This is a genomic window from Ruoffia sp. FAM 26255 (genome assembly GCF_045528525.1).
Classification (GTDB): Bacteria; Bacillota; Bacilli; order Lactobacillales; family Aerococcaceae; genus Ruoffia; species Ruoffia tabacinasalis.
Genome location: NZ_JBGQQX010000013.1, coordinates 26016 through 42674 on the forward strand (window position 1 = coordinate 26016; position 16659 = coordinate 42674).

Genomic DNA, 16659 nt, shown 5'->3' on the forward strand with positions numbered 1-16659 from the left:
ATCATTCTCCTATTTTTCTTTTGATAACCATGGTTGGGCAATTATTTTCTTTTGTGAGTCGGATGAGCCGCCATAAATTCCAGTTATCTTTGCATCCCTAACATAGCGTTCGATGTCGTTATTTCTCATATATCCGTAACCACCAGTGATTTGTATCACGGTATCTGTTGTTTCTATCGCAACGTTTGATGACATTAATTTTGCCATAGCTACTTTGCTTGTATTATTTGCATTTGTTTCAACGACTTGTTTAATAAAGGCTTCTGTCGCTTGGATTAATGTTTCTAATTCTGCTAAACGGAACTGATTCATTTGTAAATCAATCAGTCGTTTACCAAATTGACGTTCATAGCCTGTGAAAAGTAAGCCTTTCTCCATTGATCCTTGGGCAATTCCTAAAGCTTGGGCAGAGACCGTGAGTTTCATCTTATTCATTAGATTCTCGTTTTGCTCATTTCCAGCTAAAATACCACCTAAGACTTGGTCTTTTTCAATGTGAACGTCCGTCAATGTTAGCATTGAAACCGGTAAAGCTTTCATTCCCATCTTCTCTATTGGTTCACTAATTTCAATCCCCGGTGTTTGGGCATTGACGATAAATAAACCATGACAGGTTTCGCCATTTTGTTTCATTGCTTTTGCTGCAATGATCAATGTTGAAGCAACACTTGCATTGGATACATTGGCTTTTACGCCGTTCAATGTCCAGCCACTTTCAGTCTCGATCGCTTCTGTCATCATTAATTCCGGATTACTTCCTTCAATTTCAGAGTATGCATACGCAATTAAATTTTCTCCAGAAAGTGCGGGATTTAAATGCTGCTTTTTCTGAGCTGAAGTACCAAACCGATGAATCGGCCAGACGCCGTAAGTTCCTTGAGTTAATAAAATACTTGCCAGTGCCGGAAATTGTTTAGAGACAATTTGAATTATTTTTATAAAGGTGTAAAAATCTTCTGTTTCCGAATCTTCAGAAAGTAATAGTCGAAAGATGTCACGCTTGAAGAAGTAATCTACATACTCTGTGGGATATTCTTCCGTCGCATCATAATGTTTCGTCACTTGGGTTAACTCATCATTCGTGTATTGGATAATTTCTTCAAATAAAGGATGAACCTCTTTCGACATAATACATTCTCCTTTTTCTATGGGCGTTTAACGATTAAAGCAATCCCTTGTCCACCACCAATACATAACGTAGCTAGACCTGTTTTAGAGTCACGTTTAACCATTTCGTTTAATAACGTTACCGTAATACGGGCACCACTTGCGCCAATTGGGTGTCCTAAAGCGATTGATCCACCATTGACGTTGACGATGTCTGTATCTAATTCTAATTCTTTAATCACACTTAAAGCTTGAGCTGCGAAAGCTTCGTTCGCTTCAATTAATTCAATTTCATCTAAGTTCATGTCTGCTTTAGCTAACACACGACGCGTTGCTGGAATTGGACCTGTCCCCATAATTTTTGGATCTACGCCGCCACTTGCGTAAGCAACGATTGATGCTAAAGGTGTTAAGCCTAATGTTTCTGCTTTTTCTTTTGACATTAAAATAAGAATCGCTGCTCCGTCATTGATTCCAGATGAGTTACCTGCTGTAACAGATCCGTCTTTTGCGAAGGCTGGGCGTAATTTTCCTAATGAATCCATCGTTGAACCAAAGCGTGGGAATTCATCAGTATCAACCATCACTGGGTCACCTTTACGTTGTGGAACGGCAATTGGAACGATTTCTTCTTTGAAACGTCCAGCTTTGATTGCTGCTTCTGCACGATTTTGACTTGATACGGCTAATTCGTCTTCCATTTCACGTGTTAATTCAAATTTTTCTGCCACATTTTCAGCTGTCACACCCATATGGATATCATCAAAAGCGTCAACTAAACCATCTTTTAAGACAGTATCAACGATTTGACCGTCTCCCATATGTTTACCCCAACGTTGGTCGTTTAATACATAAGGGGCTTGACTCATACTTTCAGTTCCACCTGCAATGACGACTTCATTGTCACCTGCTAGAATAGATTGTGCTGCTAAGGCAACAGTTTTAAGTCCAGATCCACACACTTTGTTTACTGTAAAAGCAGGAACTTCTTTTGGAATACCTGATTTAATTGCAATTTGGCGCGCAACATTTTGCCCTAATCCTGCACTAAGTACATTTCCTAAGATCACTTCATTAATCTCGTTCGGATCTAAGTTGATGTCTTTAATACTTTCTTTTACTACTTGAGTTGCTAAATCTACGGCTGAAACATTTTTGAATGCTCCCCCAAAGCTTCCGATTGGCGAACGACGTGCTGATACAATTACTACTTCTGTCAATTTACTTCCTCCATTTTTATATGTGTCTTGGTTACATTTGTTAAGCGTTTACAAATATTATTATACAGCTTGAGTCGGAAAATTTCTAACAATCTAAAATTATCGTCTCTATAAGCTGAACTTATATATCGTTCGGATAGCTGATTGATGAGCTTTTTGGCGGAAAGCGTCACTTTGAGTTTTCAAAGTATCACTATTGGACGAAAACAGTCACTTTGGATTTTCAAAGTGTAGCTTTTTAGTGAAATGTGTAGCTTTTCGCCATTTTTCAATCACAAAAAAATAGCGTCAGCGAGTTCCCCTCACCAACACTATTTTAAATTATATTATTGTTCGTCTAACTTAAACTCATTACGCGACAGGTTGATAGAAGAAGTCGAGCATATTTTCAAGGAGGATTTCTTCGACGTCACTATACGCTTTTTTCTTAGGGCGGCATAATAAGACATTAAATGGTACGAAATCATGGAAATGCTTCACCGCGAATTCATCACTACTCAAGAAGCGATCTACTGGCTTTGGTAGGATGGTTACGATATCATTATTACGAGTCGCTTCGATTAAGTAATCCCAAGAAGCAGACGTAAACATGACATCATTCGGCACACTCGCTTCAGTTAATTTATTTTTAATTAGAAAATGCGTTGTGAAAGTATCATTAAATGTCGCTAAACTATAAGGCTTCAATTGAGACCAGTTCAACAAATCGTCAGAAGCTAATGGATGGTTCGCATCCATGAAGGCTGTCATTTCATCAATGTCAATTACATGTTGCTCGAAACCTTTCAAATCTAAGTTTGTAGGTTCAATTAAAAATGCGTAATCAAGTTCGTTATTAATCAACATATGTCTGAGATCATTACAGCCGCCTTCGGTAACTTCGATGCGAATGTCTGGATGTTCTAGTACAAAGTTTGGCAAATACGTAGATAAGTAAACTCGTAATATTAATGATGGAACGCCGAGACGAATGGTTCCTTTTTGTTTAGAAGCCTCTCGTTTCACCAGCTCTTCCATCTCTATACTTTTTTGCGTGATCTCTTGAGCGTAGCGATAAATCTTCTCGCCACTTTCCGTGAGTCCATCTAAACGGCCATTTTTTCTTTTAAATAATTCGACTTCTTCTTTTTCAAAATTTGTAATGAATTGGCTCAAAGCTGATTGGCTGATGTGAATCTTTTTCGCAGCTAATGATAAATTGCACCCACATTCGACAATATTTATGAAATAATTCATTTGGTTTATATCCATTCTCATAACTTTTCTAACCCCTTTATTTATTGTGCTGTATAGATTACTTCTTTTTTTGTCAATTGTAAACGCTTATTTTTTAATAAGTCATAAGTTCGGCTAATACGATGTTTAATTATTAGTAATTAGTAATTCTCGTAAAATGGTTATATTATAGTCTTGTAAGCGTTTATATACAAATTAATTTAACCAAAAAGGAGCAATTTTTATGACAACAAAAGCAGATATCGTAAAGGAATTATATCCAGAGGATTTATATGGATATGCAGAAAAATTAACTGATGGCGAAATTGAAGTATTGCAAGAAGTTCGTGAAGCTTTAGAAACTCACGTACGTCCTGTCATCGCTGAGTACTGGGAGAATGCCGATTTTCCATTTGAAGCATTTAAAAAAGTCAGTGATGTTGGAATTATGAATAATCCAAAGTTATATGTTGACCGTGAAGGAAAACGTAAACCAAGCGAATTATATACAGCTTTCTTATACTTAGAATTAGCCCGTTTCGATGCATCCATCGCTACTTTCTACACTGTTCACGGTGGATTATGCTACAACACGATTTTAATTGGTGGAGATGACCGTCAAATCGAAGAATTCGCACCAAAATTAGCTTCATTTGAATGGCAAGGATGCTTTGGCTTAACTGAACCAGATCACGGTTCTGATATTGCAGGTGGCTTGGCTACAACGGCTCGTCGTGAGGGAGACAACTGGATTCTTAACGGTGAAAAACGTTGGATTGGTGGCGCAGATACTGCGGATGTTATCCCTATTTTCGCTCGTGACGTTGAAGATAACCGCATCAAATGTTTCATCGTTCGTAAAGGTGCCGAAGGTTATGACGCTAACCCAATTCCACATAAAGGGTCTTTACGCGCTATTCGTAACGCACACATTAAATTAGAAGACGTTGTTGTGCCTGAAGCAGACCGCTTAGCTAACATTAACGGCTTTGGTGATGTTGCGAAAATCTTAGTCTTCACTCGTGCAGATGTGTCTCATATCGCGATGGGTGTGACAGCAGGTGCTTTCATTTCAGCATTAAAATACGTTAAAGAACGCGATCAATTCGGAAGAAAATTAGGTGGCTTCCAATTAGTTCAAGAGAAATTAGCCCGTATGCAAGCAAACGTTGTTGCTAACATTGGCTACTCAGTGCGCTTAGCTGAATTACAAGAAACTGAACGTCCATTAATGTTAAATTCGGCTCTAGCAAAAATGCACAACTCACTGACAATGCGTGAAACTGTTGCAATGGCTCGTGAAGTTTGTGGTGGTAATGGTATTACTCTAGAATCTGAAGTGATGCGTTTCTTCACAGATGCAGAAGCTATCTACACTTACGAAGGAACTCATGAAGTGAATGCTTTAATCGTTGGCCGTGAGCTCACAGGTTTAGGTGCATTTACATAAAATAAAAAATGAGGGTAAATATGAATAATAAAACATTTCCTTTAAAGGATATAAAAGTCGGAGATATCATCGATAATGGCTCTTATCACATTACTAAAGAAGAAATGATAGACTTTGCGCAAAAGTACGATCCACAGTTTTATCATGTGGATGAAGCGCAAGCGAAAGATTATATCTTTGGTGATTTAATTGCTAGTGGCTGGCTCACAGCATCCATCGCAATGGGACTGGCGGTTCGAACGTTTAGTATTGAACATGGTATGATTGGAACAATGGTTAATTTAACTTGGCCTAACCTTACTCGTGCCGGCGATACACTCTATCTTACAACTGAAGTTTTAGGTATTACGCCGTCTAAATCAAAACCAAATCAAGCGATTGTTGAATTAAAATGGCTAGCAAAAAATCAAGATGATGCCCCACTCCTTAAGACTACGTCAAAACTGATGATGTTTTATGAAAACCCCACAAACCATTCGAAAAATTCTTAAGCAAAAAGTCCTAGAAGAGATGATTCTTTTCTAGGACTTTTTCTTTAGTTAATAATTTGGTAGCCGTTTGTATAAAGCATATTTTGTCAGGCCCCGTCTAGGGTAATCTATCATCGAACCTGATAAGGTGTAGCCGAGTTTCTGATAGAAATCTAAGGCTTGGTAACTTAAGGTCGATAAGGATACAGTATGCACCCCGATGGATTCAACGTATTGCTCCATTTCCTTTAATAAGCTCGATCCAATTTGTTGACCTCGATAGGCTTTTTCTACTGCCAATGCATTCACATGCGCTGTCTCAAATTGTTTCGTAAAGGCGATGCCCCCGGCAAAGCCGGATTCATTCACAGCTTCAATCGCATACAGTTTAGATTCTAAATTCTCATGTTCTGGATAATTTTCTAATGTGTGTGCGTCGATCAGGGCATCTATTTTTACAAGAGAATCCTCAGGAATTTGCGCTTGAGTGTATCTCATCGTCATATATTCATTCACGCTCCATTTTAAATGTGTGCTCGTCGTTCAATTATTTGCCATCAGCGTATTTTGTAATGAGTTCAATATAAATATCAATAAAGTTAAAATAAGCTTCCTTACTCACGTATTCATTGAGTTGGTGGGCAGAACTTGTCTTCCCAGGTCCAAAGACAACAAAGTGGAAGTCTTCTCCTTTATCGATAAGTAAATACGATGCGTCTGTCACACCCGTTGTTGGTCCAACAAGTAAGTCTGTACCGAGTGTCTCTTCTCCAATTTCTTTGGCTAATGTCACTAAATGGTTCTTGCCTGTCGTAATAATCGGCGGTAAGTCTAATAACATCTCAAGAGATAACTCCGCTTCAGTCCCTTCATATTCAGCCAAAACTTGGTTGAAGATATCACGCATCTGCTCGTTATCAAATTCAGTCACCGTTCTCGCATTGAAGTAAGCTTCGGCTTTGTCCGGTACTGAGTTAATTTGTGATCCACCGTTGAACAATGTATTAGTTAAGACCGCTCTTTTTAGAAAATCTGCTAAATCTTTATTTCCTTCGGTGTCATCTTTAGACCCACCAAAATTTTCAATGACGGGAGTAAAATCAAAGCTTGAGAAATCAGTCTCTTGATTCACACTCTCAAATGTTCCAATGACGTGTTCAACAAAGCCCATTAATGGTTCAATCGCATTCTTACCAACTTTTGGCATGGAACTGTGAGCCGATTTCCCGCGAGAAGTTACTTTAAAGTTCATTGATCCTTTGTTGGCAATGTTTATGACATCACCTGTTGGTTCAGCAATAATCATTGCTTCAACGTCATCCATGTAGCCATTTTCACGTAAATATTTTGACCCGAGTTGCGTACTTTCCTCACCCGCAGTCACTAATAAGCGAAGCGTTCCTTGAGGTAAGGCTTCGGCTTCTTTGATTTCAATCATCGCAATGACAAGTGCTGCTAATCCTGCTTTCATATCCGCAGTCCCGCGTCCATATAGTTTATCGTCTTCATCAGTTAAGACAAAAGGATCATATTTCCATTCAGCAGCGTCCCCTTCTGACACTACATCCATATGACCTGAAATTCCAATCAGGGGGGCTACCGCTTCCGAATTCAGCCACTAAATTGGCGCGTCCTTCATCGACTTCAATCACTTCTGCTTCAATCTGATGTTTATTTAATACGTCTTTTAAATAAGTTGCAACTTCGATTTCATTTCCATTAACTGATTTAATCGCAACTAAATCTTTTAATAGTGATATCTTATCTTCATTTGAAAAAATACTCATACATTCCACTCCTTAATATTTTCCTTAATTAGCGTACTGTGCGCGAGGTCCCCCAATGAATTTTGGTCGAGTTCTTAAAGCTGTGACATGGGCTGAGCCTAATCCCTTAATGCTTGGGCGCACGGGTACTTGGACATGTTTAACATGCATCCCAATTGCCGTATCTCCAATATCTAAACCAGCTTGTGCAACAATATGTTCAACGACAACTGGATCCGTAAAGTATTTAAATGCTGCCACCGAGGCTGCACCTCCAGCATTTAAAGCTGGTACAACAAACACTTCGTCTAAGTCAGCTTGCTTTGCAAAGGCGCGTTCAACAACAAGCGCTCTGTTCAAATGCTCGCATCCTTGAACGGCTAAATTAATTTGATGCTGGTCTAAATACTCTTTCAGTGTTGAGACAATGAGTTCGCCGACTTCTTGACTGGAATTTTTCCCAATCATGCCTCCAACAACTTCACTTGTACTACACCCTAAAACAAAAGTATTCCCTGCTTGTAATTGGGCTGCCTCTAGTACATCTTCTACAATTTGAATTAAATCATTCGTTAACTTATCAGTGTTCATTTAATTACCTTCTTTTGCTGGATTAAAACTTGTTTTCTTAAGACCTTTTAACATGGCGATCGTGACTAAACTTCCAAAAACTGTCTGAACAAGATTCCCTGGAATTGACGCCATCGCTGCTGGCCAAGTATATAGTAACATGGTTGCTAAGAAGTAGCCGACAATCATGCTCGCACTTCCAAGTACTAAGCTCATACTTAGTTTAAAGGAACTTGTTAATTTCTGATATAAATATCCAACTAACAATCCTTGAATACCATGGATGATGATTGAGAATAAAGCCCATTGAGGTGCGCCAGATAATATATCAATAAGTCCACCACTCAATGCCCCAACCCAAAAGCCACCTGCGGGACCAAGTAAGACTGCACTTAAATATATACCCGCCTCACATAATGTAACAAATCCGTTCATTGCTGGAACCGGAATAATCACTAATAGGGAAATAGCAGTCGTTAAAGCAGTTAACAACGCGATTTTAACTAAATTATTTGTTTTAAACATTCCCATTCACCTCACTTTGTATTCTATTATTATAATACAAATTTGACCCTTTTTATACGCTTATTAGAAATTAATTAGAAACAGTCTCTTTCATTGTTCGACTGATTGTATTATTTTGTTTTGATATTTTGGAGTGGTAAAATAAAGAAAACATTAGGTGTGTTTATTGTGAAAAACATTATCCCATCATTATGGTTCTCAGATAACAATTGTGAAGAAGCGCTTAATTATTATGTTTCTATTTTTCCTAATTCAGAAGTCACGTCCATCGAATATTATCCGGATGAGTCTTTAAATGAACATTTTAAAGGCATGGCTGGCAAAGTTATTAATGCTGAATTTGTATTGAATGGCCAGAAATTTATTGGTCTAGATGGCGGTCCGTATTTCCGATTTAACGAAGCAATTTCATTTACGATTGCTTGCGAAGATCAGGAGGAGATTGACTACTACTGGTCAAAATTATCTCACGTTCCAGAAAGTGAGCAATGTGGTTGGGTTAAGGATGCGTACGGTCTTTCTTGGCAAATTATCCCGAGTCACTTAAATGAATTGCAACAAACTGACGCTCAAATTCAAGCCTTGATGAACATGAAGAAAATTATTATTAGCGACTTGGAAGCAGCAGGTTTGGAAAAATAAATTTTATCACTGGAGGTAACTATGCAACATCAATTAACTATTCAAGAAGCTATTTTCACTTTATCAAATTTTAATAAACAAATTGATCAACTTACTTACCGTTTCCGTTCAAATTTCTTTGGTCCGGTGAAAGTGGACGGTAAGCCAATTGCTCATGATGATAAAGCTAAATCGAATGAAGAAGAATTGGTAAAATACAAACAACTGATTACCGACACAAGCGCTTTGCGTCACGCCATTGCACAGGCAAATAATGAACTTATTGTAGAAAATCATAGTGTCACTTATCAGCTCGAATGGGTTCGTCAAACGCGTTTACTATTGACGCAACTTGAGAATTTAATTCAGCGCCAAGAAACACGCGTTGAGACGGGGGTTGGCGTGGTCGAATATAGTGCTTATAATGAGTCATCGATTCGCGAAGACATTGACCGACTTACGAAAGAAGTTAATAAAATTTCTTCTTTAATCGATCAATCGAATGCAAACTCTATGATTTCAATTGATTTACTCACTGAGATTTAACACTTTTGGTAGAGTCTTTGTGTACTTAAAACTAGATTGAACGGTTGCGACTGACGATTAATTTAATATTACGATTAAAGTTTAACGATTAAAAACCACTGCAGCTGATAAATATAAAGACTCGATGGATTGTTTACGCAATCAAAAACTTTTTGCCGGCAGAAGTTTTGCCTTTACACGCTGGTTTATTTCTATTTTTTCAAAAGTAAAGAGGTGAAACGATGAAAAAAGTCATATTTCATGCTCACGAATTAGATGATTGGTCAAAAGTTATCGCTAGTGCTAGTAATGCCTTAGCTGATTTAGTTAACGTTGATATAGTTATTCTTGGAAACGGACCTGCCGTTCAAATTGTTAGTCACCCTGATATTGCTTCGAAAGCTGAGCCTTTGTTAGAAAAAGGTGTTACTTTCGAGTTATGCGGACATGCTTTGGCTGCACAAGAATTAACACAAGAACAAGCAGAAGCTAGTCACTTTACATACGTCCCAAGTGGCGTGGTTGAACTGATTGCCCGCCAAGAAGACGGCTATGCATATATACGCGCATAAATAACAGTCCACCCTATTCAGTATTGATACTGAGTGAGGTGGGCTGGTTTTTTGGATTGGTTGTTGGATTCGTGTCCCTGAAATTTTTTCAGGGACACTTTTTTGCGTTTTGGTGCCTTGAGATTTTCTCATGGATGGTTTGGTGCCCTGAAATTTTCTCAGGGATCCTTTTTCGCGTTTTGGTGCCTTGAGATTTTCTCAAGGATGGTTTGGTGCCCTGAAATTTTCTCAGAGATCCTTTTTCGCGTTTTGGTGCCTTGAGATTTTCTCAGGGATGGTTTGGTGCCCTGAAATTTTCTCAGGGATCCTTTTTCGTGTTTTGGTGCCTTGAGATTTTCTCAAGGATGGTTTGGTGCCCTGAAATTTTCTCAGGGATCCTTTTTCGTGTTTTGGTGACTTGAGATTTTCTCAAGGATGGTTTGGTGCCCTGAAATTTTTTCAGGGATCCTTTTTCGTGTTTTGGTGCCTTGAGATTTTCTCAAGGATGGTTTGGTGCCCTGAAATTTTCTCAGGGATCCTTTTTCGTGTTTTGGTGCCTTGAGATTTTCTCGGGGCACTAATTCACCCACTTTACAAATTATAAAACCTAACCTCTCCTAAATATATGAAACGAACTTAATAAAACGTTTAGTACTAGGATTCCGTACTCTAAAATATAACTCATGATACGGTAAAATCGGGTATAAATTTTCATTAGCATTTTTCATTATAAACAGACACTGCATACAAAATATACAATAGTAAATTGAATAAGACTAAGTTATATAATACAAGCATAACCAAAGCCATTGTCCAATGAATATCAGCTGAAATTAAGACCGTTAAATAGCCAATGTATGGCAAAGCGCTTGTGAGCTCTGCCAAACAAGACACTACGCCAACTCCAAATAATTGAACGGCTGACAAATTCTTTGGCGTAGGTTCTACTTCCCCATCTTTAATCTCTGCTTTTTTATTTCTCTCAGAAAAATAGTGGTAAACACAGTAAATAATTAACATCACACCTATGATAATCAGTGTGAGCGGGAATAGAAACGGGGAATTTGTCTGCACCGATTCAAAAACATTTCGGATAATTTGCGCCAGACCGAAGTAAAATAACAGCCCAAAAATAAAGTTAGTTAAACCAATTCCAAAAATATAAGCCAAGATTGAATGCTTACTTTTCGCAGTAGATTGTAATACAAATTGTTGCGCAATGGCAATTGGGTTTAAACTATCAACCAAGCCAGCACCAATCGTAACACCTAATAATGATAAAAACATATTCCTTCCTCCTTAAAAATAAAAAAAGATAGACATCCAATTTTGTACACGTTGGCCTACGTACAAAAATGAATGTCTATCCGGCGATATTTTTATATTATTTTATTTCACTCTACTTTAGCACATCAATTCCTTAAGTCAAATATTTTTCGTCTTTAACGCTACTATAATCATGATTGATGACCATATTTCCATTTAGATTCTGGCACAACGGTTCGCATAAAATTGATTATAGCTACGCCAGAAGTCTACAAATTTACTTAATTCGACTTCATTAACTCATCCACATACTCAACCACCTCGGGTTGTTTTGCTTCAATCTCTTTAATTTTTTCGGCAAATTGTGGAAAGTGTTCTTTGTGCGCGTAAAGTAATTCATCCAACACACGTTTGGCTGTATTTCCTGCTGGTACTAAAGGATTGATCGTAAAGGCATGTAAAGCTGCACCGTAGTTACCCTCAACCGCAGCACGAATGACTGTCTCCTCCATTCCTTTCATCAACTGTAACATTCCTCTAGCTGCTGGCATGAAGCTTCCCCAGTTGTAAGGCATGGCTCCGTGAGAGGTAATTTCCGCTGATACTTCAATAATTGAATTATACGGTAAATCAGCAATTGCACCTTTGTTCTGTGTCGAGACAACCATTTGAGTGCGTTTGTCATTATAGATTGACGCAATCACTTCACAAGCCGCGTCACTATAATACGTTCCCCCACGTTGTGTTAATTCTTCCGGTTTGTAATCTAGTTCAGCATTTTTATATAGTTCGAACAAGCTTCTTTCTGTTTCTTTCACTACTTGCGCACGCGTTTCCCCATTTTTAAATTCTTCAATTGAATGCTCTAACATAATATCTTCAGAATAGTAGTAATGGTGATAACCGCAAGGTAGTAGTCCCAAGTCTTGAATTTGATCGACATTATAACCTGCGTCGTGAATATTTTTTAGTGCGCTATCAGGTGCGTCCTCATCCTCTTTGTATAACAAATCGATGACTTCTTTTGTGCGCTCATTCCCAGCTTTATCCCAAACCCGGTGCCAATGAAAATGATTAATCCCAGCAAATTGAAAATTTAATTCTGCTTGTTCCACATTTAATTTCTCAGAAACATCCATACAGTGAGTAATCGGGACATTACATAAACCAATCGTGCGTTCCCAACCGAATTCATTGATCGCTGCTTCCGTTACCATCCCAGCTGGATTGGTGAAGTTGATTAACCAAGCATTTGGGCATTGTTGTCGCATATCTTCAATAATTGAACCAATCACAGGAATTGTACGCATCGCCTTAAGCATCCCACCGGCTCCATTTGTTTCTTGTCCTAAAATACCGTGTGACAATGGAATCCGTTCATCTTTCAAACGCGCATCCAGTAGCCCTACACGAAATTGTGTCGTCACAAAGTCTGCATCTTTTAAGGCATTGAAACGGTCTAAAGTTAATGTCACTTTCCAGTCTAATCCGGCCGCTTTAATCATTCGCTTAGCCATTTCGCCAACGATATTCAGTTTTTCCTGCCCCGCCTCGATATCCACCAGTACGATTTCTTCGATTGGTAATTCATCTTTTCGTTTAATATAACCTTCAATGAGTTCAGGCGTATAGCTTGATCCGCCACCGATTGTTACAATTTTAATCCCTTTAGCCATAAAAAATATAGCCTCCTCTATTTGTTTGTAAGGTTAGCTTAACCCTGCAAGTAAACCTTTACAACAGCGTGAGGTCAAGTAGTATGCCTCGTCACAAATCAATGGTCTTTTCACATTTTCCTTGTGTAAGACTGACACAAAATATACTAAACGTTGTGAAAATCCTTCTAATCCTTTATGATTAAATAAAATGAAGTTAGGAGGCTATCATGCTAATTATCGAACAAATGAAGTCTGAACACTTTTCAGATGCAGAACAAACCTTAGTAGACTATATGACCGAAAATCCTCAGTCACTGGAAAATATGACAACCACTGCCCTGGCTCAATTGACTCACACAAACCCAACGAGCTTAATTCGAGTGGCGAAAAAGCTTGGCTTTAAAGGTTGGACAGATTTAAAAGATGCCTACTTAAAGGAATGGCACTATTTAAATAGCAACTATAATTCTATTGACGCGAACCTTCCTTTTGAAAAGCAAGATAACCTACTTTCCATTGCGAATAAGTTGGCAACCCTTGAACACAATACGATTCAAGATACCTTGTCACTTTTGGATTATCAGAATTTAATGCAGGCCCAAGAAAAATTATTGAAAGCCAAAGAAATTAAGATCTTCGGAAGTCATACAAATGCGATGATTTCTCAGGATTTTGTCACGAAAATGCGCCGAATTAATCGGAATGTTTCAATTGCTTCTACATTTCATTACATTGATTACGAAGCCTATCATTCAACAGAAGACACGTGCGCCATCGTCATTTCCTATACGGGCGAGAATGATGTCATGTTAAAATGCATTGACATGTTGCGTGAACGCGGCTCATCCATTATTAGTCTGACAAGTATTGGTGACAATACGATTTCTAAACTGAGTGACGTTACCTTGCATATTACAACACGGGAAAAGCTCTATTCAAAGATAGCGAATTTCACTTCTAATACGTCAATTATTTACTTATTAAATTTACTCTATGCGGTAGTGTTTATTCACGATTATGATGCCAATTTAGAACATATTATTGAAGTCGGGCAAATTTTTGATTCGCGTCGCATTAGTTCTGACATTATGCGCGAAAATAAAACTCAGTAACTGATCCGAATTTGTCGGTCGTTACTGAGCTTTTTTAATTTAACATTTTCTGAGCTAATAAAAGACAGCCGGTAATTCCAGCATTATCTTCTAAGCCAGGTGTTTGAACGTACTCGGCCATCGGTGGTAAAGCTAAGTAGCCGGCCATTAATTCTTCTAATTTTGCTTGAATCATAGGTAGTAGATGGGCTTGCTTCATTACGCCACCACCTAAGATAATTCGCTCTGGTGATAAGACTAATGAATAATTCATCAAGGCTTGAGCTAAATAATAAGCTGTGAACTCCCATGCTTTATGGTCTTTAGATAAATCAATCCCTTTTTTACCAAATCGCTTCTCGATAGCAGATCCACTTGCGAGTCCCTCTAAACAATCACCGTGATAAGGACATGAGCCTTCTCCAGTATCTTCTGGATGTCTTTGAACTTTGATGTGCCCCATTTCCGGATGAGAATACCCATTGAAAACCTCACCGTTAATCACAGCACCCCCTCCGACTCCTGTTCCAATCGTTAAATACAAACTGTTTTGAATATCTCTGCTAGCTCCTAATTTGTACTCGCCATAAGCTGCCGCATTCACATCGGTCGTCCAGTAAATGGGTTTACCAAACGCTTTTTTCAAATAGCCTACAAAATCAAATTGGTTCCAACCTGGTTTAGGTGTAGACGTAATGTAACCATATGTTTCTGAAGCTGGATTGACGTCAATCGGACCAAAAGACCCAATCCCAAAGCTGTCGACGTCGTATTTTCCAAAAAAATCTACTACGGCTTCCATGGTTTCTTCCGGAACCGTTGTGGGAATCGACACTCGTTCAATAATATTTAATGCGTTATCTGAAACAGCGCAGACAAATTTAGTGCCACCTGCTTCAATTGCTCCTAGTAATGTCATATTTAATCACTCCTATTTGAATTAATAAACTGGGTTTGATGCGATTAAGGTTAAGTTATTCCCTTTTATTTGGATTTCAGATGCTGAAGCTGGCGTTACAAAAGAATCGCCTTTGGTTAGTGGATAGGATTTTCCATTCACAATGAGTTCCCCACTGCCATCGATCACCGTTGCTAAATAAACAGCGTTAGTGACAGGAATTTCTAAGTCGCTTGTCGCATCCCATTTAAAGACTTTAAAGTAATCATTCGTTAGAAAATGCGTCATCGCGCCACCCTCTTGTTGGCTCACATCTGCCACTTGTTCAGGGTCTTGATGCGGAATCAGCGACACATCAATAGATTGTTGGATATGTAATTCACGTTGCTGCCCTTGATTGTCAGTACGATCGTAGTCATACACGCGGTAAGTGGTGTCTGAACTTTGTTGCGTTTCTAATATCATGACACCCCCACCAATGGCGTGAATCGTTCCATGTGGCACATAATAAAATTCGCCCGGCGTCACTGGCACTCGGCGCAGTAACTCGTCCCAGCGCCCTTCTTCAACCAATTGCTGGAACTCTTCTTTGGACTCCGCATTATGTCCATAAACGATTTGCGCACCAGGCTCAGCATCGATAATATACCAACACTCCGTCTTACCTAATTCACCTTCGTGCTCTTTTCCGTAAATATCATCTGGATGCACTTGAACAGATAAGTCTTCTTTCGCGTCAAGTATCTTTACTAATAATGGAAAGACATCATCATTTAATTCGCCAAAGAACTCACGGTGCTCTTCGTAAAATTGATCAAAGGCCATACCTTTAAATTCATCCGGCGATTCAATGGTCGAAACGCCATTTGGATGCGCACTAATTGACCAGGCTTCACCAATACGGTCGCTCGGTAAATCGAAGTTAAATTCGCTTTCTAACTTATTGCCACCCCAAATTTTCTCTTGTAAAACTGGTTTTAAAAAAATTGGCTCCACTAAAACAGCTCCATTCTCATTAATTATATTTGGATTTCTAATACGCTCTCATCTGCTAATATTATCATAATAGTTGTTGAGTTGAAAATATTTACTGGATAAGATGATTAATTAATTTCCGCTTTGCTGGCGGAAGCAGGTCTTGGGATTTAGGTCTGGCTATCTAAAGACAAACCACTACTCCATTTGGCTTGAGTTAGACCAACTCAGGACAAACCGCAACTCCATTTGGCTTGAGTTAGACCAACTCAGGACAAACCGCAACTCCATTTGGCTTGAGTTCACACAACTCAGGACAAACCACAACTCCATTTGGCTTGAGTTCGGCTATCTAAAGACAAACCGCAACTCCATTTGGCTTGAGTTCGGCTATCTAAAGACAAACCACTACTCCATTTGGCTTGAGTTCGGGCAACTAAAGACAAACCACTACTCCATTTAGCTTGAGTTCGGCTATCTAAAGACAAACCGCAACTCCAATTGGCTTAAGTTCGGGCAACTAAAGACAAACCGCACATCCATTTGGCTTGAGTTCACACAACTCAGGACAAACCACAACTCCATTTGGCTTGAGTTAGACCAACTCAGGACAAACCGCAACTTTATACTGGTCCTATGAACGTGGACAATCTGAGCCACACTCATTTCATTCGTGAACTAAGTTAATTTCTGTCATAATAATCGTAGACTCAAAGGTATAAAGACTAAATATTTGTAGACAATCCGTCAT

19 protein-coding genes are annotated in these 16659 nt (G+C 38.7%); 6 read left to right on the plus strand and 13 right to left on the minus strand.

Translation table 11 applies throughout. The annotated features are described in order from the left end of the window. Positions 1 to 9 precede the first annotated feature (9 nt). The 3 genes from ACEN31_RS04140 to ACEN31_RS04150 form a co-directional block, all read right to left on the minus strand. A complete protein-coding gene (locus ACEN31_RS04140; RefSeq protein ID WP_407108720.1) occupies positions 10 to 1128 on the minus strand; it encodes an acyl-CoA dehydrogenase family protein in 1119 nt (372 codons plus the stop codon). Between the two features lie 17 nt (positions 1129 to 1145). After that, entirely contained in the window at positions 1146 to 2327 is a 1182-nt protein-coding gene (locus tag ACEN31_RS04145; RefSeq protein WP_407108721.1) for an acetyl-CoA C-acetyltransferase, read from the minus strand. A gap of 351 nt (positions 2328 to 2678) precedes the next feature. Further along, positions 2679 to 3578: a LysR substrate-binding domain-containing protein gene (locus ACEN31_RS04150; RefSeq protein ID WP_407108737.1), complete on the minus strand. Its 900-nt coding sequence runs from the start codon at positions 3576 to 3578 to the stop codon at positions 2679 to 2681. A 208-nt stretch (positions 3579 to 3786) separates the two neighbouring features. Here ACEN31_RS04150 and ACEN31_RS04155 point away from each other — a divergent pair, with 208 nt between their 5' ends. Then, entirely contained in the window at positions 3787 to 4992 is a 1206-nt protein-coding gene (locus ACEN31_RS04155; protein ID WP_407108722.1) for an acyl-CoA dehydrogenase family protein, read from the plus strand. A 20-nt stretch (positions 4993 to 5012) separates the two neighbouring features. After that, complete coding sequence (locus ACEN31_RS04160; protein ID WP_407108723.1) at positions 5013 to 5483, plus strand: MaoC/PaaZ C-terminal domain-containing protein; 471 nt, start codon at positions 5013 to 5015, stop codon at positions 5481 to 5483. 48 nt (positions 5484 to 5531) lie between these two features. On the opposite strand, the gene ACEN31_RS04165 is transcribed toward ACEN31_RS04160, so the two are convergent. From ACEN31_RS04165 to ACEN31_RS04185, 5 genes are read right to left on the minus strand one after another with little or no spacing between them, the layout of a single operon-like run. Then, positions 5532 to 5966 (minus strand): GNAT family N-acetyltransferase, encoded by a 435-nt coding sequence (locus ACEN31_RS04165; protein WP_407108724.1) that lies wholly within the window; start codon positions 5964 to 5966, stop codon positions 5532 to 5534. 43 nt (positions 5967 to 6009) lie between these two features. Continuing rightward, positions 6010 to 7032, minus strand: a complete 1023-nt coding sequence (locus ACEN31_RS04170) for an ArgE/DapE family deacylase (RefSeq protein ID WP_407108725.1) — start codon at positions 7030 to 7032, stop codon at positions 6010 to 6012. Continuing rightward, positions 7001 to 7249: a hypothetical protein gene (locus tag ACEN31_RS04175; protein ID WP_407108726.1), complete on the minus strand. Its 249-nt coding sequence runs from the start codon at positions 7247 to 7249 to the stop codon at positions 7001 to 7003. Before ACEN31_RS04175 ends, ACEN31_RS04170 begins: the two co-directional genes overlap by 32 nt. A gap of 24 nt (positions 7250 to 7273) precedes the next feature. Next, positions 7274 to 7819, minus strand: coding sequence for a TIGR01440 family protein (locus tag ACEN31_RS04180; protein WP_138404590.1), 546 nt, complete (start codon positions 7817 to 7819; stop codon positions 7274 to 7276). After that, positions 7820 to 8323 carry an ECF transporter S component gene (locus ACEN31_RS04185; protein ID WP_407108727.1) on the minus strand — a complete coding sequence of 168 codons (504 nt, stop codon included), beginning with the start codon at positions 8321 to 8323 and terminating at the stop codon, positions 7820 to 7822. Between the two features lie 168 nt (positions 8324 to 8491). Between ACEN31_RS04185 and ACEN31_RS04190 the strand changes: the two genes are divergently transcribed. The 3 genes from ACEN31_RS04190 to ACEN31_RS04200 all read left to right on the plus strand — a co-directional run bounded on the left by ACEN31_RS04190 (position 8492) and on the right by ACEN31_RS04200 (position 10041). Beyond that, positions 8492 to 8965, plus strand: a complete 474-nt coding sequence (locus tag ACEN31_RS04190) for a VOC family protein (RefSeq protein ID WP_407108728.1) — start codon at positions 8492 to 8494, stop codon at positions 8963 to 8965. Positions 8966 to 8986: 21 nt separating this feature from the next. After that, positions 8987 to 9490, plus strand: a complete 504-nt coding sequence (locus tag ACEN31_RS04195; protein ID WP_407108729.1) for a hypothetical protein — start codon at positions 8987 to 8989, stop codon at positions 9488 to 9490. Between the two features lie 221 nt (positions 9491 to 9711). Next, on the plus strand, positions 9712 to 10041 hold the full coding sequence (locus ACEN31_RS04200; RefSeq protein ID WP_407108730.1) for a DsrE family protein: 330 nt from the start codon (positions 9712 to 9714) through the stop codon (positions 10039 to 10041). 693 nt (positions 10042 to 10734) lie between these two features. On the opposite strand, the gene ACEN31_RS04205 is transcribed toward ACEN31_RS04200, so the two are convergent. Continuing rightward, positions 10735 to 11307, minus strand: a complete 573-nt coding sequence (locus ACEN31_RS04205; protein WP_407108731.1) for a GAP family protein — start codon at positions 11305 to 11307, stop codon at positions 10735 to 10737. Positions 11308 to 11567: 260 nt separating this feature from the next. Next, on the minus strand, positions 11568 to 12962 hold the full coding sequence (locus ACEN31_RS04210) for a 6-phospho-beta-glucosidase (RefSeq protein ID WP_407108732.1): 1395 nt from the start codon (positions 12960 to 12962) through the stop codon (positions 11568 to 11570). A gap of 209 nt (positions 12963 to 13171) precedes the next feature. Between ACEN31_RS04210 and ACEN31_RS04215 the strand changes: the two genes are divergently transcribed. Further along, on the plus strand, positions 13172 to 14056 hold the full coding sequence (locus tag ACEN31_RS04215) for a MurR/RpiR family transcriptional regulator (RefSeq protein ID WP_407108733.1): 885 nt from the start codon (positions 13172 to 13174) through the stop codon (positions 14054 to 14056). Between the two features lie 34 nt (positions 14057 to 14090). On the opposite strand, the gene ACEN31_RS04220 is transcribed toward ACEN31_RS04215, so the two are convergent. The 3 genes from ACEN31_RS04220 to ACEN31_RS04230 all read right to left on the minus strand — a co-directional run bounded on the left by ACEN31_RS04220 (position 14091) and on the right by ACEN31_RS04230 (position 16396). After that, positions 14091 to 14954, minus strand: a complete 864-nt coding sequence (locus tag ACEN31_RS04220) for an ROK family protein (protein WP_407108734.1) — start codon at positions 14952 to 14954, stop codon at positions 14091 to 14093. A 21-nt stretch (positions 14955 to 14975) separates the two neighbouring features. Then, a complete protein-coding gene (gene manA / locus ACEN31_RS04225; protein ID WP_407108735.1) occupies positions 14976 to 15929 on the minus strand; it encodes a mannose-6-phosphate isomerase, class I in 954 nt (317 codons plus the stop codon). A 290-nt stretch (positions 15930 to 16219) separates the two neighbouring features. After that, a complete protein-coding gene (locus ACEN31_RS04230) occupies positions 16220 to 16396 on the minus strand; it encodes a hypothetical protein (protein WP_407108736.1) in 177 nt (58 codons plus the stop codon). Positions 16397 to 16659: the final 263 nt, after the last annotated feature.